General features: G+C 39.6%; 23 protein-coding genes. All 23 read left to right on the top strand.

From position 1 onward, the window contains the following. Window position 1: 1 nt before the first annotated feature. Complete coding sequence (fliG, locus tag BLR54_RS02835; protein ID WP_090416704.1) at window positions 2-1,009, top strand: flagellar motor switch protein FliG; 1,008 nt, start codon at window positions 2-4, stop codon at window positions 1,007-1,009. Beyond that, entirely contained in the window at window positions 993-1,895 is a 903-nt protein-coding gene (locus BLR54_RS02830; protein ID WP_090416702.1) for a FliH/SctL family protein, read from the top strand. The genes fliG and BLR54_RS02830 overlap by 17 nt, the downstream gene beginning before the upstream one ends. Window positions 1,896-1,921: 26 nt before the next feature. Continuing rightward, complete coding sequence (gene fliI / locus BLR54_RS02825; protein ID WP_090417293.1) at window positions 1,922-3,214, top strand: flagellar protein export ATPase FliI; 1,293 nt, start codon at window positions 1,922-1,924, stop codon at window positions 3,212-3,214. Between the two features lie 13 nt (window positions 3,215-3,227). Continuing rightward, the gene (fliJ, locus tag BLR54_RS02820; RefSeq protein WP_090416700.1) at window positions 3,228-3,683 is read left to right on the top strand and encodes a flagellar export protein FliJ; all 456 of its coding nucleotides are present in this window, start codon (window positions 3,228-3,230) and stop codon (window positions 3,681-3,683) included. 2 nt (window positions 3,684-3,685) lie between these two features. Then, window positions 3,686-4,576, top strand: coding sequence for a MotE family protein (locus BLR54_RS02815; protein ID WP_090416698.1), 891 nt, complete (start codon window positions 3,686-3,688; stop codon window positions 4,574-4,576). 63 nt (window positions 4,577-4,639) lie between these two features. Continuing rightward, window positions 4,640-6,103, top strand: a complete 1,464-nt coding sequence (locus BLR54_RS02810; RefSeq protein WP_090416696.1) for a flagellar hook-length control protein FliK — start codon at window positions 4,640-4,642, stop codon at window positions 6,101-6,103. Window positions 6,104-6,124: 21 nt separating this feature from the next. Continuing rightward, window positions 6,125-7,033: a flagellar hook capping FlgD N-terminal domain-containing protein gene (locus tag BLR54_RS02805; protein WP_090416694.1), complete on the top strand. Its 909-nt coding sequence runs from the start codon at window positions 6,125-6,127 to the stop codon at window positions 7,031-7,033. A gap of 9 nt (window positions 7,034-7,042) precedes the next feature. Continuing rightward, a complete protein-coding gene (locus BLR54_RS02800; protein WP_090416692.1) occupies window positions 7,043-7,444 on the top strand; it encodes a TIGR02530 family flagellar biosynthesis protein in 402 nt (133 codons plus the stop codon). Window positions 7,445-7,531: 87 nt separating this feature from the next. Then, complete coding sequence (locus tag BLR54_RS02795) at window positions 7,532-9,196, top strand: flagellar hook protein FlgE (protein ID WP_090416690.1); 1,665 nt, start codon at window positions 7,532-7,534, stop codon at window positions 9,194-9,196. A 520-nt stretch (window positions 9,197-9,716) separates the two neighbouring features. Next, window positions 9,717-10,514 (top strand): motility protein A, encoded by a 798-nt coding sequence (locus BLR54_RS02790; protein ID WP_176761834.1) that lies wholly within the window; start codon window positions 9,717-9,719, stop codon window positions 10,512-10,514. Next, window positions 10,514-11,443, top strand: a complete 930-nt coding sequence (locus BLR54_RS02785) for an OmpA/MotB family protein (protein WP_090416686.1) — start codon at window positions 10,514-10,516, stop codon at window positions 11,441-11,443. The genes BLR54_RS02790 and BLR54_RS02785 overlap by 1 nt, the downstream gene beginning before the upstream one ends. A gap of 20 nt (window positions 11,444-11,463) precedes the next feature. Next, window positions 11,464-11,988, top strand: a complete 525-nt coding sequence (locus BLR54_RS02780) for a flagellar basal body-associated FliL family protein (protein ID WP_090416684.1) — start codon at window positions 11,464-11,466, stop codon at window positions 11,986-11,988. A 41-nt stretch (window positions 11,989-12,029) separates the two neighbouring features. After that, window positions 12,030-13,010: a flagellar motor switch protein FliM gene (fliM, locus tag BLR54_RS02775; protein WP_090416682.1), complete on the top strand. Its 981-nt coding sequence runs from the start codon at window positions 12,030-12,032 to the stop codon at window positions 13,008-13,010. Between the two features lies 1 nt (window position 13,011). Then, a complete protein-coding gene (gene fliY / locus BLR54_RS02770) occupies window positions 13,012-14,196 on the top strand; it encodes a flagellar motor switch phosphatase FliY (RefSeq protein ID WP_090416680.1) in 1,185 nt (394 codons plus the stop codon). A 24-nt stretch (window positions 14,197-14,220) separates the two neighbouring features. Further along, window positions 14,221-14,583: a response regulator gene (locus tag BLR54_RS02765; RefSeq protein ID WP_028243865.1), complete on the top strand. Its 363-nt coding sequence runs from the start codon at window positions 14,221-14,223 to the stop codon at window positions 14,581-14,583. Continuing rightward, window positions 14,583-14,945, top strand: coding sequence for a flagellar biosynthetic protein FliO (locus BLR54_RS02760; RefSeq protein ID WP_176761833.1), 363 nt, complete (start codon window positions 14,583-14,585; stop codon window positions 14,943-14,945). The genes BLR54_RS02765 and BLR54_RS02760 overlap by 1 nt, the downstream gene beginning before the upstream one ends. 26 nt (window positions 14,946-14,971) lie before the next feature. After that, window positions 14,972-15,823 (top strand): flagellar type III secretion system pore protein FliP, encoded by an 852-nt coding sequence (gene fliP / locus BLR54_RS02755; protein ID WP_090416677.1) that lies wholly within the window; start codon window positions 14,972-14,974, stop codon window positions 15,821-15,823. Between the two features lie 30 nt (window positions 15,824-15,853). Beyond that, window positions 15,854-16,123, top strand: a complete 270-nt coding sequence (gene fliQ, locus BLR54_RS02750) for a flagellar biosynthesis protein FliQ (protein WP_090416676.1) — start codon at window positions 15,854-15,856, stop codon at window positions 16,121-16,123. A gap of 6 nt (window positions 16,124-16,129) precedes the next feature. Further along, entirely contained in the window at window positions 16,130-16,909 is a 780-nt protein-coding gene (locus BLR54_RS02745; protein ID WP_090416675.1) for a flagellar biosynthetic protein FliR, read from the top strand. Beyond that, window positions 16,909-18,042, top strand: a complete 1,134-nt coding sequence (gene flhB, locus BLR54_RS02740) for a flagellar biosynthesis protein FlhB (RefSeq protein WP_090416674.1) — start codon at window positions 16,909-16,911, stop codon at window positions 18,040-18,042. The genes BLR54_RS02745 and flhB overlap by 1 nt, the downstream gene beginning before the upstream one ends. Window positions 18,043-18,077: 35 nt before the next feature. Further along, a complete protein-coding gene (gene flhA / locus BLR54_RS02735; protein ID WP_090416673.1) occupies window positions 18,078-20,126 on the top strand; it encodes a flagellar biosynthesis protein FlhA in 2,049 nt (682 codons plus the stop codon). Between the two features lie 5 nt (window positions 20,127-20,131). Then, a complete protein-coding gene (flhF, locus tag BLR54_RS02730) occupies window positions 20,132-21,523 on the top strand; it encodes a flagellar biosynthesis protein FlhF (RefSeq protein WP_090416672.1) in 1,392 nt (463 codons plus the stop codon). Further along, window positions 21,524-22,399 (top strand): MinD/ParA family protein, encoded by an 876-nt coding sequence (locus tag BLR54_RS02725; RefSeq protein WP_090416671.1) that lies wholly within the window; start codon window positions 21,524-21,526, stop codon window positions 22,397-22,399. The last annotated feature ends 2 nt before the right edge of the window (window positions 22,400-22,401 follow it).

The raw sequence follows: 22,401 nt of genomic DNA, 5'->3' as shown, positions 1-22,401 counted from the left end.
TATGGCTGCAGAAGACATGAATGGCGTACAAAAAGCCGCAATACTTTTAATCGCCCTAGGACCAGAGAAATCAGCTCAGATTTTTAAACATCTCAAGGAAGAGGAAATTGAAGAATTGACTCTGGAGATTGCTAATACGAGAAGTATTTCTCCTGCGCTCAAGGAAGAGGTTATCGAAGAATTTTATCAGGTATGCTTGGCTCAGCAATACATCGCAGAAGGTGGTATTGGTTATGCCAAAGAGCTTTTGGAGAAGGCTCTTGGAGACGACCGTGCCCAGGATGTTATTACCAAGCTTACTGCATCACTACAGGTTCGTCCTTTCGAGTTTATCAGAAAGACAGAACCTTCTCAGGTGCTGAACTTTATACAGGAGGAGCATCCTCAGACAATTGCTATGATTTTGTCATATTTGTCTGCTGGACAGGCGTCGTTGATTATCGGTGCTCTTCCTCCGGAAAAACAGGCTGATGTTGCTAGACGTATAGCACTTATGGATAGAACCAGCCCAGAAGTTATTAAAGAGGTTGAACGTGTACTTGAACGTAAGCTTTCATCTCTTATTAATCAGGATTACACTATCGCCGGCGGCGTAGATGCGGTAGTAAATATCTTGAACACAGTAGACCGTGGTACAGAAAAACGTATCATGGAGTCTCTTGAAATTGAAGAGCCAGAGCTTGCTGAAGAAATCAGAAAGAAGATGTTCGTATTCGAGGATATTCTTCTTCTGGACGACAGAGCTATTCAGCGTGTGCTTAGAGATGTTGATAATTCAGATCTTGGCGTGGCACTTAAGGGAGCTAATGATGAGGTTCAGGCTGCAATCTTTAAGAACCTTTCTTCTCGTCTTGCAGCTATGATTAAGGAAGATATGGAATTCATGGGTCCTGTACGTATGAAGGATGTTGAAGAGGCTCAGCAGAAGATTGTTGGTATTATCAGAAAGCTTGAGGATTCTGCAGAAATCGTAATTTCAAGAGGAGGTTCGGATGAGCTCGTTGTCTAGTCACAATGTGGTTTATGGTTTCTTGGTTGCTCCTAACGAAGCAACTGAGGATGGGGAGACTAATGAACTTGTTATTGACTCGAACGATAAAGCTAGAGAACTGATTTTAAAACAAGAAAAGGCTTATAAGGCCCGTCTTTTAGAACTTGAGCGCGAGCGAAGGCTTGAGGCTATGAGAGAGTCTGGTGAGGAGATTCCTGAAGGAATGGACCCAGATGAGTTTTTAGGCTTGGCGGATACAATTATGCAACAGGAGGAGCCTGAGGTTATACCTTCTGTGGATACTCAAGCAATTATTGATGAGGCTAATGAAGAGGCAGCGCGAATTATCGCTGACGCAAATGCTCAGGCTGAGGAGATTTTAAATGCAGCTCAGCTAAATGCTGATGCTATGAAAAATTTAGCCAGACAGGATGGCGAAAAGGAAGGCTATAACGAAGGTACCCAGAGAGCTGCTTTAGAACTGGCAAATGCCAGAGATAATATGCAGGCGGAAGTGGATCGTATTGAAAATGAATATATGCAAAAGCAGATTGAGATGGAACGAGAAATCGTTGAAATGTGTCTTCCTGTTTTTGAAAGGGTATTTTCTGCGGAGCTTTCTGGAAAGAAAGATGTTATTTATCATCTTTTAGACCACTGTATTATGAAAATTGAACGCACCGGCCAGATGCAAATCAAGGTTAGTGACGCAAATGCAGAATTTATTAAAAGCAAAAAGGATGAGATTCAAGGAAAAGTTGGAGCAGAGGTTGGATTGGATGTAATTGCTGATCCTCTTTTGAACGACAGCCAATGTATTATAGAGACTGATGGTGGAATATTTGATTGTAGTATAGACACGGAATTAGATAATCTTATAAGAGAAATTAAAGCTCTAAGCTAGGAGGCAAAGTGGATCAGGGATTATTGATGCAGCTGACAGAGAAAGATTACTTTAAATCTCTTGGCAAGGTTGTAAAGGTAGTAGGACTTACAATTGAATCAGTAGGACCAGAGGCTAAGCTTCGTGATTTATGTGAAATTATCGTAGAGGGCTCTGATCAGAGAATAAAAGCAGAGGTTGTCGGATTTAAAGACAAACGTCTGCTTTTGATGCCTTATGAGAATGTTGAAGGTATTGGTGTTGGATGCATGGTGGAAAATACAGGACATCCTCTCGGGGTTGCTGTAGGCGACCAGTTGTTGGGGCATCTCGTCGACGGTCTTGGCGTTCCATCGGACGTAGATGATTTGACGGAGTTTGATAATCTAAAGGAATATCCTGCAGAAGCAGACCCACCTGATCCTATGTCTAGAGTAATTATTAAGGAGCATTTGTCTCTGGGAGTTAAGGCTGTAGATGGTCTTATAACTGTTGGAAAGGGCCAAAGAATTGGTATATTTGCAGGCTCAGGCGTTGGTAAATCTACTTTGATGGGCATGTTTGCAAGAAACACCAAGGCTCAGATAAATGTTATTGCTTTAATTGGAGAGCGTGGTCGTGAGGTTAGAGAGTTTGTAGAAAATGACTTAGGCCCTGAGGGTATGGCTCGTTCTGTTGTGGTTTGCGCAACCTCTGATAAACCAGCTCTTATAAGAAAAAAGGCTGCCCTTACAGCTACAGCGATAGCAGAATATTTCAGAGATCAAGGTAAGGATGTTCTTCTTATGATGGACTCACTTACACGTTTTTCTATGGCACAAAGAGAGATAGGTCTGGCGTCAGGTGAGCCGCCTGTAACAAGGGGTTACCCACCTTCGGTTTATTCAGAGATGCCTCGTCTTCTCGAACGTGCAGGAAATTCAAATGTGGGTTCAATAACGGGGCTTTATACGGTTCTTGTAGATGGTGATGATTTTAATGAACCAATTACTGATACAGCTCGATCTATTCTTGATGGACATATTATGTTAAACAGAAAGCTGGCCCAGAAGAATCATTATCCTGCAATTGATGTGCTGCAGTCTATTTCCAGAGTTATGTCTGCTGTGGCAACTCCGGAGCATAAGGCTGTTGCTGGTAAGCTGAAAAACGTCCTTGCTACCTATCAGGAGGCAGAGGATTTGATTAATATTGGTGCCTATAAAAATGGTTCTAATAAATCTATAGATTATGCTATTCAAAAGATAGATGCTGTTAATGATTTCCTTTTACAGCAGACTCATGACAAGTTTGAGTTTGATGAAATTATTCAGATGATGACTGATATCTTTCAGGAATAAGGGGTGATGCATTTTGGCTAAGTTTGTTTATCGAATGCAAAATATTCTTGAATTGAAACAGAAATTAGAAGAACAGGAAAAAGCCAATTTTGGTATGGCTACTGCCAGGTTTAATGAAGAACAGCAAAAGCTTCGAGACTTAATGATTAGACAGGCAGGCTATGAGCGTCAACTTAAGGAACTTTCTGTTGGTAATATCGATATAAAACAAATTAAAACCTGTAAAAGTGCTATTACCTCCATAAAGGTTGCCCTACGCGATCAGATGATTGAGGTTTCCAAGGCTCAGAAGGCCTTGGAAAATGCGAGAAAACGACTTAATACGGTAATGATGGAAAGAAAGATGCATGAAAAACTAAGAGAGCATGCCTTCGAGGAATTCGTGGCAGAGCTTGATTATGAAGAAAATAAGATAACAGATGAATTAGTTAGTTCAAGGTTTTTTAATCCAGAGGAAGAGGGAGAGTAGATATGGCAGATGTAGCAGAAACTCAGAGCACAGCACCAGCAGCAGACGATAAGGAAGCAAAAAAGGCGGCTAAAAAGGCTGAAAAAGAAGCAAAAAAGGCGGAAAAGGCGGCTTTAAAGGAAAGACGTAAAGAAGCAAAGGCCAACGGTGAAACGCTACCAGAGGATGAGGAACGCCTAGGTATTGGTGGTGGCATTATTATGGCCTTTGTTGTGTTGCTTATAATTCTTATTTGGCTCGTTATATTTGCGTTCCTGGTAAAGATGGATGTAGGCGGATTTGGGTCTACTGTTCTTTTTCCTGTTTTAAAGGATGTACCATATGTTAATAGAATTCTTCCAGGTATTGAGGAATATTTACCTGAGGAAGTTGTAGATGATCCTTATGCACAATATAGCACCGTTGAAGATGCAGTGGATAGGATTAAAGAGCTTGAAAAAGAATTGGAAGAGCTGAAGAATGCAAATACAGAAAATGCTGATTATGTTAAGGAATTAGAAACAGCTGCAGCTGAACTGGCGGAATATAAGGCCAACGAAGCTGCCTTTGAACAGACCAAAGAAAAATTTTATGAAGAGGTTGTTTTTTCTGAAAATGCACCCGATATAAATGAATATAAGACATATTATGAGTCCATTGATGCGGAAAACGCAGCAGCAATCTATAAGCAGGTTGTTACACAGCTTCAAACTGACAAAGAGATTGAGGATTACGTAAAAACCTACACTAGCATGAAGGCAAAAAATGCAGCCGCAATTTTTGATGAGATGACTGATGATTTTGATTTGGTAGCTCAAATCCTTCAGGCAATGGATGCAAGTACACGATCAAATATTCTAGCAGCAATGAGTACGGAAAATGCTGCAACACTTACAAAGATGATGGAACCATAAGTTCCAATGGAAGCATAAGTCTTATAGTAGCTTGAAAACAGAATATGTGAAAGGAGGGATTACATGACAAGTAGCAATGTGTCAAACTTGCTGGTTCAGGTAAAACAGATTGATGTTACTGTTGCCGCTGATAAAGCAGCCGCAGCCAACTCCACTGGATTATTTGAAAAGGCTTTGAAGAACGTTGCTGACAATGTCCCTAAGGCAGACAGTAATACTGATTCTACTGTTAAGCAGGTTTCCAGCGAGAAGCAGGATTCTAAGGATTCTTCCCTGAAGGTATCCTCTCAAAAAAGAGAGATAACCACAGATAATTCAGTGGAGGATAAGAATAATCCTGAGGAAATTATTGAGAAAGTAGATGAGGTGATAGAGGAAGTCGTAGAAGTGATTAAAGAAGAGCTTGATGTGACCGAGGAAGATATTAAGCTTGCAATGGAAAATCTAGGGCTTACCTTTATTGATTTACTTAATCCTCAGAGTCTGGCTCAGGTCGTAGCTGAGATTACAGGCGAAACTGATTCTATTTCCCTTATTATGGATGATCAGTTTGCAGGGATATTGGAGAAGGTAACGGATCTTACAAATCAGTTGTTTGACGAAAATTTACAATCCTTCGTGGAAATCAAAGATCTTTATGAGACTGCAGTTACACAGCTAGAAACTGAAAATATTCCTTTTGAGGATATTGAAGTTCCAAAAGAGAAGGTAGTTGAAGAGGAAACTCCAGAGATTACAGTTCCAAAGGAAGAAGCTGCTTCGCCTGTAACAGTTGAGGTTATTAAAAAGAATGAACCTATCGAAAAGGTTGAGACTCCTGTTGAAAAGACAGTTGTTGAAGCTAAGAATGAACCTCAAGTAGTTATAAAACAGGAAAATAAAGAGTCTTTTGAACAGCCACAGGATAAAAAAGAGAATTCCTTTGATTTTAACCGGGAACACAAGACTGTTAAAGAAACAGAGGTAAGAGCAGACGCTACGGTTCCAATGACTCAAAGTGAAGCTCCTCAATTTGTACCTGAACAGAAGATTGTTTATCTTCCAACAGGAGAAACAGTTACTGCAGAGGATATTGCAAATCAGTTTATTGAACAGGCAAGAGTTCTTACAAGTACAGAAAGTACAACAATGGAATTAACTTTAAATCCAGAAGGATTAGGAAAGATTTTCCTTGAAGTTACTCAGAAGGGTAACGAAATTACTGCAAAAATCTTTACAGAGAATGATGCAGTAAAAACTGCACTTGAATCACAGATGGCAAACCTTAGAACAGAGATGAATCAAAGCTCTACAAAGGTCACTTCCATTGAAGTTTCTGTTGGAACACATGAGTTTGAAAGAAATCTCGAAGATAACCAAAGAAATGATTCAAGACGTGAGGAGCAATCAAGGGAACAGTCCTCTAAGAGAAGTAATCGAATCGATTTAAATAGCTTAGATGGATTGACAGGTATGATGTCCGAAGAAGACATTCTTATTGCTCAGATGATGCAGGACAATGGTGGAACCCTAGATTTTATGGCGTAATAACAGGAAAGGAGAAGTTGTATGGCAGAACCTCTCTTAGTTGGAGCTGTAACAAATGGTGAATATACAAAGACTAAGGCGTCACAGGAAACAACTAAAGCTAATGAAACTACCACAACCTCTAAATCAGAAGCTAAACGTGATACTGGATACAACAAAGATATGTTTTTACAGCTCCTTGTAGCTGAAATGCAATATCAGGATCCATTGGAACCAAGCGATAATAGCCAGTACGTAGCACAGCTAGCATCCTTTACTCAGATAGAGGCTATGCAGTCAGTTCAAGACAACATGGAAACTATACAGAGTAACAGCATTGTTGGCAAGGTTGTGGCACTTAACATTAATGGCCAGGAATTAACTGGCAAGGTAGATTTCGTAACCAAGGACGATAAGAAAGGCACAATGCTTTCTATCGACGGTGAGCTTTACGAAATGTCAAAAATGATATCTGTAATCGATGAAGAATACTACAACGCAAAATACATGGCTAGTCTTCTTACAGATGCAATCAAAAAGCTTCCAGATGCTGAACAGGTTACTATCAGAGATCAAGAGCTTATTAGACAGGCAGCTGGTGTATACAATGCAATGAATGATTACGATAGAAGCTTCGTTAGTGAAGATCTTCTTAAGAAGTATCAAGAGGTATTGACGCAGCTTACGAAGTTAATGGAAGCAATGGAAACAGCCGATAAAGAAAAAGAGAAGGAACCTACTGTTGCTCCATCAGAGGAGGTAACGGCAGGGACTGAAGAACAAGGCGCTGAGTCAACGACTCCAGTTGATGAAAATCCAGTGCCAGAAGGTAGCAAGGAAGCTTCCGAAAATGTCATTTTAGATGAGGAAAAGCCAGCTGAGGTTGATAACTCAGAGGAATCTGATTCAGAGGATAATGGACTTTCGGAGATCCCAGCACAGGAAGTGTAGGAGGAAGATATGAGTAATTTAAACATTAATCCAAATTTTACCTCCATTGAAAAAGTCGCTGGTACTTATTTAAATCCAGCAGCTGAGTCCAAGCCACTCGGTAATTACAAGGGAGCAAGCTTTGAAGAGATTTTTAAGCAGAAGTTAGATTCTACCTCTGCACTTAAGTTCTCTAAGCATGCTACACAAAGGCTTGATGATAGAAATATCGAATTGACCGATGAACAGTCCCAAAGGCTAGAGGAAGGCGTTATGAAGGCGTCTGCAAAGGGGATTACTGATTCTTTGGTATTGGTAGATACACTTGCTTTTATAGTAAACGTACCTAATCAGACCGTAGTTACAGCTATGGACCAAACAGAATCAGAAGAGAACATTTTTACAAATATTGATGGTGCTGTAATAGTATAGCTGGACCTTAATGGAAGCTAAGCCGTGGACTGACAGAAGCGGCAAACAGTTCACCCTCAATTATAGGTATTGAGGAGGTCATTCATTATGATGAGATCACTTTTCTCTGGTGTGGCAGGTCTTAAAACTCACCAGACAAAGATGGATGTTATCGGTAATAACATCGCGAACGTTAACACAGTTGCGTTCAAATCTTCCGCAACAACTTTCTCTGATATTATGTATCAGACAACTCAACAGGCTTCAGGTGCAACTGCAACTCGAGGTGGTACAAATGCTAAGCAGATAGGTCTTGGTGTTACTAATGGTGCAACCAAGGTTTCTATTACTTCAGCTGGTGCTGCACAATCAACAGGCGATGCACTTGATATTCGACTTACAGATGCAAACTCAACTAATTTCTTTATCGTTAATAATGGTTCTAAGAACCTGTTTACAAGAGCAGGCTCCTTCTACATTGATGGAATGGGTAACCTTGCTATGACAACAACAGGTTATTTAGTAATGGGCTGGCAGGTTGATCCTGAGAATAATGCAAACATTATCAAGGATACAGTTTCTGCACTTCGTATTATGAAGACTGAAAACCTTACTTCAGCACCAGAGGCTACAACAAAAGCTTACTTCCATGGCGTTATCGATAAGAATGATAGTCAGTTCAACTCTACAAATGGTTATGTTCGTTCCTTCACTTTGTACGATAACTTAGGTTATTCATACACAGCGAAGTTTTCTATCAAGAAGGTTGATGGAACAAAGGGCGACTATTCAATTGAATTGACAAACATTTATGATGCAGATAACAATGATAAATTAGCTGAGTATATTGCAAATGCTCCAGAAGGTGAAACTCGTTCTAAGGCTGATGTATTTGGACAGTCTATCACTGTACCAACAGATTATGATGCAACAGCACAGAACTACAAGTTCTCTCAAAACGATGAGACGCCACCTGTTGTTTCACTTACTGTTGGAGAGGGTGCAGATGCAAAAACATATACTTTGAACGGTACTACATTTGTTAATAATGCAGATAGCAGTGATACAAAGTCTCTTTCAGAGGTTTGTGGAGTAGCTGCGGATAAGATTGACAGTGTTACTGGTGTAACAGTAAAGGATGATAATACTTTAACAGTTAATATTACCACTATTGGTGAATATATTAATTTTGATACCAGCGAAGGTTTCTTGAACTATGCTGGTGCTCCTGGTAGCAAGACTCTCCTTATGAAGTCCTTCAAGCTTGGACCTAACGAGGATGACCCAGCTCTTTCTGATATCGAAATCGATTTTTCAAGATTATTGAACTACGATAATGGTGGAACATCTACTGCAGTGGCAGATAGAGGTTGGCCAGATGGTAATTCACTAATAGGTGAAGGTAAGAAGCTTGGTACAATGACAGGTCTTTCTATCCAGACAGATGGTAAGATTTATGGTTCATACTCAAATGGTAATACCGTTCTCTTAGGACAGATTGCTGTTGCTCAGTTTGCAAATGCATCAGGTCTTGAGGAGAAGGGCGATAACTGTTACGATACAACCCTTAACTCTGGTGAGTTTGATGGAATCGGTATGGATATTTCTGCTGATGGTTCTTCTATGAACACAGGACAGCTGGAAATGGCTAATGTAGACCTTTCTAGCGAGTTCACAGATATGATTACCACACAGCGTGGATTCCAGGCTAACTCACGTATCATCACAGTATCAGACACCATGCTCGAGGAACTCATCAACCTTAAGCGTTAATTAAGTAACGCGGTATCCTAGGTTTTCATGCTCCCGCAGGGCAACCCTCATACCTTCGCTAGGCAACTTTCCGCTGCGCGGCTCCCTCCTAGCTCGGCATGATACTTCCCTGCTCGCGCTTGCGTAATATTTGCAACCGCGTTCTATATTAGGTGTAGAGATAGCCCCTGGTAGGCATCAAGCTCTTAGATCTCTCAAGCGAAGCTTTTTTCAGCTGAGTCGAGAGATACTAAGGCTTGTAGACGTAACCAGGGGCTTTGTCATGCTCTGTCGTAAAGGACGCGGGTGTGTATAATTTTCGAATAATTCCTAAAAATTTTGTGAATACTCAATATATAGTGGTTTGGACATAAAAATTACACAATAATATGCGACCATTTTACTGAGAAAAGTAGACAATAGTATATAAATCTAGTAAAATAAACACAAAAGTGGAGACGTGTAATACTATACATTATTTTTCTGGATTTATAGATTGGGGACTATTAATCAAGAATAATTAACGGGGTGGTGAGAAGGTTTGGATTTAGCGTCTTTAGTAGGAATGGTATTGGGTGTCGTAATGGTCGTTTTCGGTATCGTATCATCCGGTGGCGTTGCGGCTATGGCCAACTTCATAGATGTTCCATCTGTTATCATCACAATTGGTGGTTCCATTTCATCGGTTATGGTTAGTAATAAGATGCCTGATTTCGTTGGTGGACTAAAGGCCTTTGGCGTTGCCATGAAGGAACCAGCTATTCCAAATGCTGCTGATAGTATTGGACAGATTATAAACTTAGCTAATATTTCCCGAAAGGAAGGTATCCTTGCTCTTGAAGAAGCTGCTCACAGCATCGAGGATGATTTCTTAAAAAAGGGAATTAACCTGGTAGTAGATGGTACTGATCCTGAATTGGTTAGAGCGATTTTGGAAACAGACCTGGCAAACATGTCAGACAGACATGGTGTTCGTAAAAAATTCTGGGATAAATGGGGTGAGATGGGACCTGCTTGGGGAATGATTGGTACCCTTGTTGGACTTGTTAATATGTTAAAGAACCTTTCTGATGCATCCACCATCGGACCATCAATGGCGGTTGCGTTACTTACAACACTTTATGGTTCTTTGATTGCTAACTGGATGACTGGTCCTATCAGTGCAAAGCTTGCGGTTAATGATAATTTGGAAGTAATGTCTAGGAGCATCACTGTAGAAGGCCTTCTTTCTATTCAGGCAGGTGAAAACCCTAGAGTTATTGAAGAAAAACTTAAATCATTCCTTCCACCTTCAGCTAGAGAAGGCATCGGCGGTGACGGCGGAGGAGGTGAGGGCTAATGGCAAAGAAGAAGCCGGAAGAGGCTCCTGCTGGGTCGCCTGCGTGGATGGCCACTTTCTCCGACTTGATGAACTTGCTACTTTGCTTCTTCGTATTGCTGTTTTCAATGAGTAGTACCGATACCGCTAAATTCGAGGAGGTTATCGCAAGTATTCAATCAAGCTTTAGTATTTTTTCATCAGGAGGAACCTCCATTGGTGAAGGCCACATGATTTCATCTGGTATTAGCCAATTAGAGATGTTTGACGATTATTTTAACAGTGTTCACGATGGCGATGATGAACAGTTTGAAAAAGAAGGTGCAACAGACAGTCAGAGTGAATCTGAAATTCAAGAGAATGGACAAGCAGAAGGGGTAAATGAAGGAGGCAACGAAGGCGAAAATCCTGATGAGGCTTCCAAGTCAGATGTATCTGTAGAAGAAGCTAAGGAAGCCTTGAAAGAGGCTGGTGCTTCAGAAAGCGAATCCATTGCTGAATCCATTGAAGAGAAACTTAAGGCCTTTGGTCTTCAAGACCAGGTAGAGGTGGATTTCAATGCAAATTATGTAATGATAACCATCAATGGTGCGTTGTTATTTAATTCAGGTAAGGCAACTCTTACGGAGGATGCACTAGGTATTGTAGATAACCTGGCGCAGATTCTTGCAGAGTATGATCACAACATCATAGAGGTTGAGGGGCATACAGATAACGTACCAATGTCTTCAGGAACATATGCTAATAACGATGTACTTTCTATGTATAGAGCTTTGTATGTTGCTGAAAGAATTAGAAGTGTAACTAATCTGAATCCTGCATATATAAAATCTGCCGGTAGAGGCGAATATGTTCCTATAGCAGATAACAGTACTGCAGAAGGTCGAGCTAGAAACCGAAGAGTAGAAATTAAGATTTTCAATTCTTATTCTTCTGATGTTGCGGAATAGTAGGAAAGAAAGGATAAGCTATGAAGAAGAATTTGATTACAGTTGTAATACTTGCGCTTGTCGTAGTTAATCTTGTTCTTACAGCGGTTCTTACAATTTCAATAGTGCCAGAGACAAAAAAGGCTAACGAGCTTATTACAAAGGTTTGTTCAGCTATTGATTTGGATTTGGTGGCTGGCGATACAGCTGGTTCACTATCTGTTGATGTGTCAGATATGGTTAATTACGCTGTTAATGGCGGAGCTACAATGACTATCAACCTAAAGGATAGTGGAGATGGTGAAATGCATTACGCAGTTCTTGGTATTTCTCTTTCTCAGGATAGTACAAATGCAGATTACACTGAAAAGTACTCTTCAGGAGATTTATCAACCTACGACAGCATTATTACTGATACCATCAAGACAGTTGTAGCTAATCATACAATCGAAGATATGAGAACAAAGGAAGATGATGTTAAGGAAGAAATCCTTGAAGCTCTTCAGGGGCTGTTTAAATCATCCTTCATAGTTCGAGTTAATTTTTCAAGCGCTACCTACCAATAGCGCTGACGTGAAATTTTTGGGACGAATGGTGGTGAGAAAGCTTGGGTGATGTTCTTTCACAAAACGAAATAGATAACCTGCTGCACGCTCTTACTTCAGGTGAAGTTGATGCAGAGGAGATGAAAAACAATAAGGAAAAGCCTGTAAAGAATTACGACTTTGCCCGTCCATCGAAGTTTTCAAAAGAACACCTTCGAACAATGGAAATCATCTTCGAGCACTATGGTAGATTGTTATCTACGAACCTGCCGATTTTTCTTAGAAAGAATATACAGGTAGAGGTAATGAACTCTGAGGCTGTTACCTACATGGAGTTTTCAAATTCTCTTTCAAATCCTGTACTTCTTGGAGTTGTTGATTTTGCTCCCTTAGAGGGGAACATTATCGTAGAAATGGCATCAAACCTTGGATTCGCCATGGTTGATAGAATGCTTGGAGGAATTGGTGAACCTCTTGATAAGGTTAGAGATTTCTCCGAAATTGAGCTTTTGCTAATCGAACGTGTCATGAGTTCTTGTATTGATTTGTTGAGAGAACCATGGGAAAACGTTTTGGATTTACATCCTAGATTAGAGCGAATCGAGACAAACTCTCAGTTCGCACAGATTATATCGCCATCAGAAATGATAGCGATTGTCACCTTGAATATTAAGATAGGTGATGTGGAAGGACTTATGAATATTTGTCTTCCGTTCATAACTTTAGAACCAGTTATGGACAAATTGAACACAAAGTTCTGGTATAGTAGTCAAAAGGAGAAGGCAGGGGAAAGCTATTCAGATACTGTTGAAGCTCTTATTAGTAGGGCTAAAATCCCAGTTACAGCTGTATTGGGCAATAGTACTATTACAGTAGCAGATTTCTCTCAACTCCAGGTGGGCGATATTGTCAGACTTAACAGAAAGGTTGACGAAGAACTGGATGTTTTTGTGGGCGACATTAGGAAATTCGCTGCCCTACCAGGTGCGTCAGGAAAAGACTATGCAGTCAGAGTGACAGAAATCATAAGGGAGGAGCAGTAGAATGGGCGACGGTGTATTATCACAGGATGAGATAAATGCACTACTTAGTGGTGGAATTCCAGATGCTGCACCAGCAGATGATTCTTCTGGTGGTGGAGGCGGAGAGCTTACTAGCCAGGAAATCGACACTATTGGCGAGGTTGCCAATATTAGTATGGGTAGTGCAGCAACATCATTGTTTGCACTGGTAAATATTAAAGTTGAGATTTCTACTCCTGTAGTTACAGAAACTAACTGGGATGATTTATCTTCCCAATACACGGATAATTGTGTTGTAGTTAGAATTGGTTATACCAAGGGTATTGATGGTAGTAACGTTCTTGTTTTAAAGGAAAACGATGTAAAGGTTATCACTGACTTGATGATGGGTGGTGATGGAACCAATACTGATGCAGAGATTTCAGAATTACATCTTTCCGCTATATCAGAGGCAATGAATCAGATGATGGGTGCCTCGGCAACATCAATATCATCCATGCTTAATAAGATGGTTGATATTTCACCACCTAATGCAACACTTACGGATATGACATCAATCAGTCCAGGTGAAATCGATGCCTTCCTTGAAGGTAACTTCGTTAGAATTGCTTTCAAGATGGAAATAGGAGACTTGGTTAATTCAGAGATGATGCAGTTGTATCCAATCTCTCTTGCCAAGGAAATGTGCGCAGCAGTGCTTAGCAACATGGAAGGAGATGCACAATCCACCGTTGATGATGGTGGCGGTGGCGCTCCTGAACCAGCACCTGCTCCTGCACCGGCTCCACCTCCTGAGGCAGCTCCTCAGGCAGCTGCAGCACCACCACCTGCTGCACCGCAGATGGATCCAAACATGATGCAAGGACAGCCAATGATGGCACCACCTTACATGTATGCTCCTGGACCTCAAATAAATGTGCAACCTGCACAATTCACACCGTTTGGTCCTGGATTTGCTGCTCAGTTTGCACAAGAAAATATCGACCTGATTCTTGACGTACCTTTGGAGGTTACAGTAGAATTAGGACGTACCAACAAAACAATCCAAGATATTTTGGATTTTGCTCCCGGTACTATCATCGAGCTAAATAAAATAGCCGGTGAACCAATAGATGTGCTTGTTAACGGCAAGTACGTGGCCAAAGGAGAGGTAGTAGTTATCGAAGAATCCTTTGGAGTACGTATAACAGAAATCATCAAAGAATAAATACATATTTAAGGAGATGAAGACATGGCAAAAAACATTTTAATCTGTGACGATGCTGCATTTATGAGAATGATGATCAAGGACATTCTCACCAAGAATGGCTACAATGTTGTAGGCGAAGCTGAAAATGGCAAGATTGCCGTTGATAAGTATGCTGAGCTTAGCCCAGATCTTGTTCTTCTCGACATCACAATGCCTGAGATGGATGGTATTGGAGCCTTAAAAGCTATTAAAGAAAAAGACCCTAACGCATGCGTAATCATGTGCTCTGCTATGGGACAGCAGGCTATGGTTATTGAGGCTATTCAGTCAGGAGCTAAGGATTTCATTGTAAAACCATTCCAGGCTGAAAGAGTACTAGAAGCTGTAAAGAAGGTTATCGGATAGTGGCTTTGCTTTCTTCTGCTGGCGAGAGTTTTTTTCAGCTGATATTTATATTAGTTGTATTTGTTGGTGTTCTTGCATTGACTTATTACGTTACTAAGTGGATAGCAGGTTATCAAAAGACTCAAGGCCTTAATAAAAACCTTGAAATTATTGAGGCAATTAGAATCTCCAGCAATAAATATGTTCAGATAATTAGAGCTGGTTCGGACAGATATTTCGTGGTTGCCATTGGCAAGGATGAGGTTGTGCCTCTGGGTGAAATATCTGCCGATCAGCTTATTGAAATCGGGGAGTATGATAGCAGTCAAATAAAGACTGTAGATTTCAAGAGTATTCTGGACAAAATTTCCAAGAAGAAATAACTTCAATCGTTAGGGCAAAATATGTTATGAATAAATTTAAAAAAGCTTATTTAATCGTAAGTTTCTTTTTCGCGATGATGGTAGCTGGCTTTACTCTTTACCATACAGGTATTACAGTTAAGGCCAGTGAGTATGACAACACTACATATGGGGCAAACAATGGAACCTATGGTGCAACTGAAAACGCACCAAATGCTTCTGATGAAGTGGTAGGTGATGGTGGGTTCACATTGACTTTCAATGGTGAGGATGGAAATTTTACTTCCACCCTTAGAATGCTTGTAATTCTTACCATTCTTACACTGTCGCCTTCAATTCTTATAATGTTAACATCCTTTACCAGATGCGTTATAGTGTTACACTTTATTCGCGCTGCTATTGGAACAAACACGGCGCCTCCAAATCAGGTATTGATTGGTTTGGCGTTGTTTTTAACATTATTCATTATGTCACCTGTAATTACACAGGTTAAGACTGAAGCTATTGACCCCTTTGATGCAGGAGAGATTACTCAAGAGCAGGCAATTGATGCTGCTATTACTCCTATAAGGGAGTTTATGTATGGACAGACTCAGACAAAGGATTTAAATCTCTTTTGTGAGATTGCAGGTATCACCTATGAAGAGTTTGATGATGTTCCATTTACAGTTGTAGTTCCAGCATTTATCTTGTCGGAACTTAGAACAGCCTTTATTATAGGCTTTTTGATTTATGTACCATTTATTGTTATAGACATGGTTGTTGCATCGGTACTTATGTCAATGGGTATGATGATGCTTCCACCTACTACAATATCTTTACCATTTAAGATATTGCTTTTTATCATAGTAGATGGTTGGGACCTGTGTATTGGTGGATTGGTGAAAACTTTTTACTGACGCTTACACGAGACGAGGAGAGGATAGGTTATGACTGAGGGGCAGGTATTAGACATTATCAGAGATGCGATATATACACTTCTAATGACATCTTTGCCACTTTTGCTAGTATCTCTTATCATCGGTTTGATTATCAGTATTTTTCAAACCGTCACATCTATTCAAGAGCAGACACTTACCTTTATTCCAAAGATTGTAGGGGTGTTTGCCGCTCTTATGTTTTTTGGTCCATGGATGCTTACAGTGTTACAAGAATACATTACTGACTTATGGCAAAATTTCAGTATTTACCTGGGCTAGAATAGGATGTTTAGTATACATTTTACCTTACAAAATTTTGAATATTTCTTGTTGATACTTACCCGCATATCCATGTTTGTAGTAGTAGCACCATTTTTTAACACCAGCAACACGCCTGCTAGGGTTAAGGTGGGATTTTCTGCCTTAGTTTCACTGCTTTTATATTTTGTTGTTGATTTTAGTGCGCTAAATTATTCTACGGTTATTGGATATGCTTTTTTAGTTGTAAGGGAAGCGATTACAGGACTTATTATTGGGTTCTCAACCTATTGCTGTAATTTTATTATTCTTTTGGCTGGAAATATGATTGATATGAATACTGGTCTTTCCATGGCTCAAGAATATGATCCGACCCTTAGAACGGAGGCGAGTGTAACAGGTACCTTATATAACAACTTTATTATGATATTATTGGTTTTATCAGGGATGCACAGATATATTTTTAGAAGCTTCTGTGATGCATTTTCTCTGATTCCAATTGGAGGAACCATCTTTCAGTGGGATTCTCTTTTAAACACCACGATAAAATTTATTGGAGATGTTTTTGTTATTGCCTTTAGAATAACTCTTCCTGTATTTGCTGTAATAATGATTCTCAATGCGATACTTGGAGTTATGGTTAAGGTCGCACCACAGATTCACATGTTTTCTGTTGGTGCTCAGCTCAAGATTATAGTTGGATTTACAGTATTATTCTTAACTGTATTTCTTTTACCAGATATAGCAGCCTTTATTTTCAAGGAAATGAAGGAGATGATGGCTTCGTATATTCAGGGGTTGTATTGATGGAAGAAAAGTACCAAGTTTTGATTCCCCTCAATCTTCAGTTCTTTGCTAAAGACGGTGAGGGTGGTGAGAAAACTGAACAGCCTACCAGTAAAAAGCTTTCTGATGCCAGAAAGGAAGGTAAGGTTGCTAAGAGTAAAGAGGTGGTAAACGGAGTTGCCCTTCTTGGCTTTTTCTTATCACTTAGAATCTTTTTGGGCTTTGCAGGTGTTCGTTTTGAAGAGATATTTGCATGGATATACGCCATTATACCTGACATCATTAAAATGAATGGTGATGGTTTTACTATACAGACCGCCACTGGTATATTTCGAATTTTAGTGGTGAAGATGCTGATAATTCTTTTACCATTTTTGCTTATAGGCTTTGTTACGGGCTTTGTAGGGAATCTTATTCAGGTGGGATGGAAACCAACCATGAAGCCTCTTCAGCCTAAGCTAAGTAAGTTTAATCCTATAAGTGGATTTAAGCGTATTTTTTCCAAGGATTCAATTGTTAACCTGATATTAGCCATTGCTAAAATATCCTTGGTTTGTATTATTGCTTACAATAGTATTAAGGATCAGGCAAATCACTTGTTCCTTCTATATGACATAGGCTTTAAAGCTGCTTTAAGCTTGATTTTTCAAATTATTGTAAACATCGGAATGAAGATTAGTATTGTTTATATAATCCTTGGTCTTGCTGATTATGTATATCAAAAATGGAAATTCACAGATGATATGAAAATGACAAAGCAAGAGGTTAAGGACGAATATAAAAATACAGAAGGAGATCCTCAAATTAAGGGAAAACAGCGTCAGCGAATGATGGAAAGCTCTCAGCGTCGTATGATGAAAAATGTTCCTCAGGCTGATGTGGTTATTACAAACCCTACGCATATTGCTGTTGCAATTCTATATGACAACACAAAGGATGAGGCCCCAAGAGTTGTGGCGAAGGGCGAGGATTATCTGGCTAATCGAATTAAAGAGACTGCTAAAGAGGCTAATGTTCCTATTGTTGAGGACAAACCTTTAGCGAGAGCCTTATATGCAACTGTTGATGTGGATGAAACTATTCCGCCTGAATTATATCAAGCTGTGGCAGAAATCCTTGCAGTAGTATATACAGAAAGGAATAAGGCAGTTTAATTTTTCGATTAAATAATTGAAAGGGGGAGGAGAGAATGGATTTAGCAGCATCTGTCAAGAAATCGGATGTGGGTGTAGCTTTATACTTATTGGCTGCAGTGGCATTCTTCGTTATTCCTATCCCAAATTTTGTTTTGGATATAATGATTGCCTTCAATATATCCATAGCACTTATTGTTTTAATGAACGTTCTTTTTGTGCAGGAAGTATTGGACATGTCCTTCTTCCCTACACTTTTACTTTTTACGACTATTTTTAGAATTTCACTTAATGTAAGTTCCACAAGACTTATTCTTTCAACAGGAAATCCTGGTAATGTTGTTTCTACCTTCGGTACCTTCGTCGGTGGAAATGACCTTATTATCGGCGCAATCATTTTCCTGGTTCTGATTATTATTCAGTTTATGGTTATCAATAAAGGTTCTGAGCGTGTAGCTGAAGTTTCAGCTCGTTTCACCTTGGACGCTATGCCTGGTAAGCAGATGGCAATTGATGCAGATTTAAATACTGGTGCCATAGATGATGCTGAGGCTAAAAGACGAAGAGATAAGATTCAAGAAGAATCAGCTTTCTTCGGAGCTATGGATGGTGCTACTAAGTATGTAAAAGGAGATGCAACAGCAGGTCTTATTATTACTGTTATTAACTTAGCTGGCGGCTCTGCCATGGGAATGATTAATCAAGGCTTGCCTTTTGCAGAGGCTATTCAACAGTTTGGTATTCTTACAATAGGTGATGGCCTTGTATCCCAGATTCCATCCCTTTTGATTTCGTTATCAACAGGTATTCTTGTTACTAAGGGATCTAAAGCCGCTGATTTTTCAGGCGTACTTATTCGTCAGCTTTTTGGAATACCAAAGGTTTTATATATCGTTGGTGCTTCAATGGCTGTACTTGCCTTTACACCTCTTAACACAGTATTATTCCTTGGCTTTGCGGCAGCTTTTATCGCTACTGGTTATTCAATGTCTAAGACTATAGGCGAAGAGGAAATTGAGCAGGAGGTTGCTGCAGAAGAAACCGAAGCTGAGGAAATCAGAAAGCCAGAAAATGTTGTATCCCTACTTCAGGTTGATCCAATTGAGCTTGAGTTTGGTTATGGAATTATTCCTCTTGCAGATGTTAATCAAGGCGGTGATTTGTTAGATAGAGTTGTAATGATTCGAAGGCAGATTGCTCTTGAGCTTGGTACTGTAGTTCCAATCATTAGACTTAGAGATAATATTCAGCTTAATCCTAATCAATATATTATTAAAATTAAGGGCATACAGGTTACTGAAGGAGAAATTCTTTTTGACCATTATATGGCTATGAATCCAGGCTATGTTGAAGAAGAAATAACAGGTATTCCTACCTTTGAACCATCCTTCCATCTTCCAGCTCTTTGGATTACAGAAAGTCAGCGAGAGAGAGCAGAATCTCTTGGCTATACGGTTGTGGATCCTCCATCAATTATAGCAACCCATCTTACAGAGATTATTAGATCTCATATTGCTGAGCTTCTTACAAGGCAGGATGTTCAAAATCTTATTGATAATCTTAAGGAATCTAATCCTGTTATTGTTGAAGAGCTTGTTCCAAAACTTATGGGACTTGGCGATGTTCAAAAGGTATTACAGAATTTACTATCAGAGGGAGTTTCTATCAGAGACTTGCTTTCGATATTTGAAGTGTTGGCAGATCATGCCACAACAACCCATGATACAGATGTACTTACAGAGTATGTAAGACAAGGCTTGAAACGAGCAATCTCAGGACGCTACTTCCCAGCCAATGAGGTAACTCAGGTTATAACTGTAGACCCTAAGGTTGAGCAAGATATTATGGCTTCTATTAAGCAGACTGAACAGGGGGCATACTTAACACTTGATCCTGAAAGAATCAAAGCCATTGTTGCTTCTTTAGAGGATGAAATTAAGAAGCTTGAGGAACTTGGTCGAACTCCAATTGTAGTAACGTCTCCTATAGTACGAATGTACTTTAAGAGCATGATACAAGATTACTTTAAGGACTTAATTGTTGTTTCTTACAACGAAATTGATTCAAATGTTGAACTTTCATCAGTAGGAATGGTTACAGGGTGAATTAAATGACTATTAACAAGTATACTGGAAAAACTGAAGAAGAGGCTATGTCTAAGGTTCGTGAGGAATTAGGCGGTGCCGCGGTTATTATGAATGTTAAGGTAATTAAACCTAAGGGTATAAGGGGTATTTTTAGGGGAAATACTTACGAGGTAACTGCTGCTGTGGAGGATGAAGGTTTCTCTAAGGATGCGTTGGATTTCGCTGTTCCTGCCCGTGAAGAAAAAACAAGTACCTTTGATGCCGTTGCAGATGATGCAATTATTTTAAAGGATGCTTTTTCTGCGGTTAATGAGGTGCTTGAAAAGCAAGTACCTACATCCTCTGATAAGGAGGCAAACCAGGTTTTAGAACAGCCAAAGGAGAATAATACAGAGGAGGTGCAAAACGATATGACCAAGTCAAATGTTGATTTTGAACCACTTTCAGGCTCAGTCCCTAGAGCAAAGATTTTAGAGCCTATATATTCAAAGCCTACCTCTGTAAAGCCTGTTCCTAAGGAAAACAAGGAAAATGTGATTCCTGATACGAAAGAGCCTGTAGTATTACCAGTAGAGGCAGCGTCTACAGAAAAACTTTCTATAGATAATGATAATCACATGTTTGTAAAGATGCTTTACAACGTGCTGCTCGACAATGAAGTTCAGGAAAAATATATAAATCAGGTTTTGGGTGATATGGATAAGGTTCTTCGTACCAGCCATTCTCTGGATAATTTATTGTCTTCGGTTTATCAAAAAATGGTATTGAAGCTAGGAACTCCTACTAGAATTCAAACTGGTGAAAAGAAACCTAAGGTGGTTTTCTTTATTGGACCTACTGGAGTTGGAAAAACAACTACAATAGCTAAAATTGCTTCTAAATTTAAGGTTGAGGAAGGGAAGAAGGTTGGGCTTATTACAGCTGACACTTACAGAATGGCTGCTGCAAATCAGCTTCAAACCTATGCCAATATCCTAGGTGTTCCTTTGAATGTTATTTATTCTGCGGAGGAGCTTTTGGACACAGTAAAAAAACAGATGAGAGAGTACCAGGATTTAGATGTTATTTTAGTGGATACTATTGGCTTTTCACATAGAAATGAAGAGCAAAAGGCCGACACTAAAAAGCTTGTGACAGCCCTTACCGGATATTATGAAAGCGAAGTATATTTAGTGCTTTCTGCAACTACAAAGCAAAAGGATTTATTTGATATAGCAAATTCCTACATGGAATTTACAGAGTTTAATATGATTTTTACTAAGCTTGATGAAACAAAAAGTCTTGGAAATATTTTCAACATGAAGCTTTATACCGGGGCACCTCTTTCTTATATCACCACTGGACAGAACGTTCCTGATGATATTGAGATTGTTAATGCCCAGAAGCTGGTAAAGCAATTGTTGGGAGGAAACTAAATGGACCAAGCCCAGAATTTACGTAATGTTATAAAAGCTCAAAACATCAAGAATATAGAAAACACTAAGGTTATAACAATTACCTCGGGAAAAGGTGGAGTTGGAAAATCTAATATGGCGGTTAACCTAGCGGTTCAATTCACCAATATGGGTAAGAAAGTTATTATTTTAGATGCTGATTTTGGCCTTGCGAATGTAGAGGTTATGTTTGGAACACTGCCAAACTACAATTTGTCTGATGTAATTTTTAATGGTAGAAGCCTTAGAGATATTATTACTACCGGACCTATGGGAATAGGATTTATATCTGGTGGTTCTGGAGTTGTGGGCTTAAATAATCTAAATCGTGAACAAATTACGTTTTTAGTGCATAATCTATCACTTTTAAATGACTTATGTGATATTCTTATAATAGATACTGGTGCGGGCGTTTCGGACCAGGTTTTGGAGTTTGTACTGGCCTCACCTGAGGTGCTGCTGGTTTCAACTCCTGAACCAAGCTCGCTCACAGATTCCTATTCTCTTATGAAGGCTATGTGTAAAAGCTCGAAATATCTTAAGGATGGGACAAATGTACACTTGATAGCAAATAAGGTAACAAGCGAATCGGAAGGCTTGGCTGTTTATCAGAAGATGCAATCAGTGGTGAAGAAATTTCTAGGTGGAGATTTAGATTATTTAGGCTATGTGCCTTATGATGCCTCCTTAGAGAAGGCTGTTAGAAATCAAAAGGTTGTATCCTTGGAATACCCTATGAGTAAATCGTCTAAGAGTTTCGAGTCTATAGCTGCAAAATTGCTTCAGAAGGACGAGTCTACTCATTTCAAATGGGGTGTTTCTCATATATTTAGTGCATTGTTAAGGGACAGGGCATAGCA

This window comes from Pseudobutyrivibrio sp. YE44, from assembly GCF_900104335.1.
Taxonomy (GTDB): domain Bacteria; phylum Bacillota; class Clostridia; order Lachnospirales; family Lachnospiraceae; genus Pseudobutyrivibrio.
This window is presented reverse-complemented; position numbering and strand designations above follow the sequence as displayed.

What these genes read in the sequence shown, in the direction of transcription:
- fliG (WP_090416704.1), top strand. Translation starts at nt 2, where the DNA reads ATGGCTGCAGAAGACATGAATGGCGTACAAAAAGCCGCAATACTTTTA.
- BLR54_RS02830 (WP_090416702.1), top strand. Translation starts at nt 993, where the DNA reads ATGAGCTCGTTGTCTAGTCACAATGTGGTTTATGGTTTCTTGGTTGCT.
- fliI (WP_090417293.1), top strand. Translation starts at nt 1,922, where the DNA reads ATGCAGCTGACAGAGAAAGATTACTTTAAATCTCTTGGCAAGGTTGTA.
- BLR54_RS02815 (WP_090416698.1), top strand. Translation starts at nt 3,686, where the DNA reads ATGGCAGATGTAGCAGAAACTCAGAGCACAGCACCAGCAGCAGACGAT.
- BLR54_RS02810 (WP_090416696.1), top strand. Translation starts at nt 4,640, where the DNA reads ATGACAAGTAGCAATGTGTCAAACTTGCTGGTTCAGGTAAAACAGATT.
- BLR54_RS02805 (WP_090416694.1), top strand. Translation starts at nt 6,125, where the DNA reads ATGGCAGAACCTCTCTTAGTTGGAGCTGTAACAAATGGTGAATATACA.
- BLR54_RS02800 (WP_090416692.1), top strand. Translation starts at nt 7,043, where the DNA reads ATGAGTAATTTAAACATTAATCCAAATTTTACCTCCATTGAAAAAGTC.
- BLR54_RS02795 (WP_090416690.1), top strand. Translation starts at nt 7,532, where the DNA reads ATGATGAGATCACTTTTCTCTGGTGTGGCAGGTCTTAAAACTCACCAG.
- BLR54_RS02785 (WP_090416686.1), top strand. Translation starts at nt 10,514, where the DNA reads ATGGCAAAGAAGAAGCCGGAAGAGGCTCCTGCTGGGTCGCCTGCGTGG.
- BLR54_RS02780 (WP_090416684.1), top strand. Translation starts at nt 11,464, where the DNA reads ATGAAGAAGAATTTGATTACAGTTGTAATACTTGCGCTTGTCGTAGTT.
- fliY (WP_090416680.1), top strand. Translation starts at nt 13,012, where the DNA reads ATGGGCGACGGTGTATTATCACAGGATGAGATAAATGCACTACTTAGT.
- BLR54_RS02765 (WP_028243865.1), top strand. Translation starts at nt 14,221, where the DNA reads ATGGCAAAAAACATTTTAATCTGTGACGATGCTGCATTTATGAGAATG.
- fliP (WP_090416677.1), top strand. Translation starts at nt 14,972, where the DNA reads ATGAATAAATTTAAAAAAGCTTATTTAATCGTAAGTTTCTTTTTCGCG.
- fliQ (WP_090416676.1), top strand. Translation starts at nt 15,854, where the DNA reads ATGACTGAGGGGCAGGTATTAGACATTATCAGAGATGCGATATATACA.
- BLR54_RS02745 (WP_090416675.1), top strand. Translation starts at nt 16,130, where the DNA reads ATGTTTAGTATACATTTTACCTTACAAAATTTTGAATATTTCTTGTTG.
- flhB (WP_090416674.1), top strand. Translation starts at nt 16,909, where the DNA reads ATGGAAGAAAAGTACCAAGTTTTGATTCCCCTCAATCTTCAGTTCTTT.
- flhA (WP_090416673.1), top strand. Translation starts at nt 18,078, where the DNA reads ATGGATTTAGCAGCATCTGTCAAGAAATCGGATGTGGGTGTAGCTTTA.
- flhF (WP_090416672.1), top strand. Translation starts at nt 20,132, where the DNA reads ATGACTATTAACAAGTATACTGGAAAAACTGAAGAAGAGGCTATGTCT.
- BLR54_RS02725 (WP_090416671.1), top strand. Translation starts at nt 21,524, where the DNA reads ATGGACCAAGCCCAGAATTTACGTAATGTTATAAAAGCTCAAAACATC.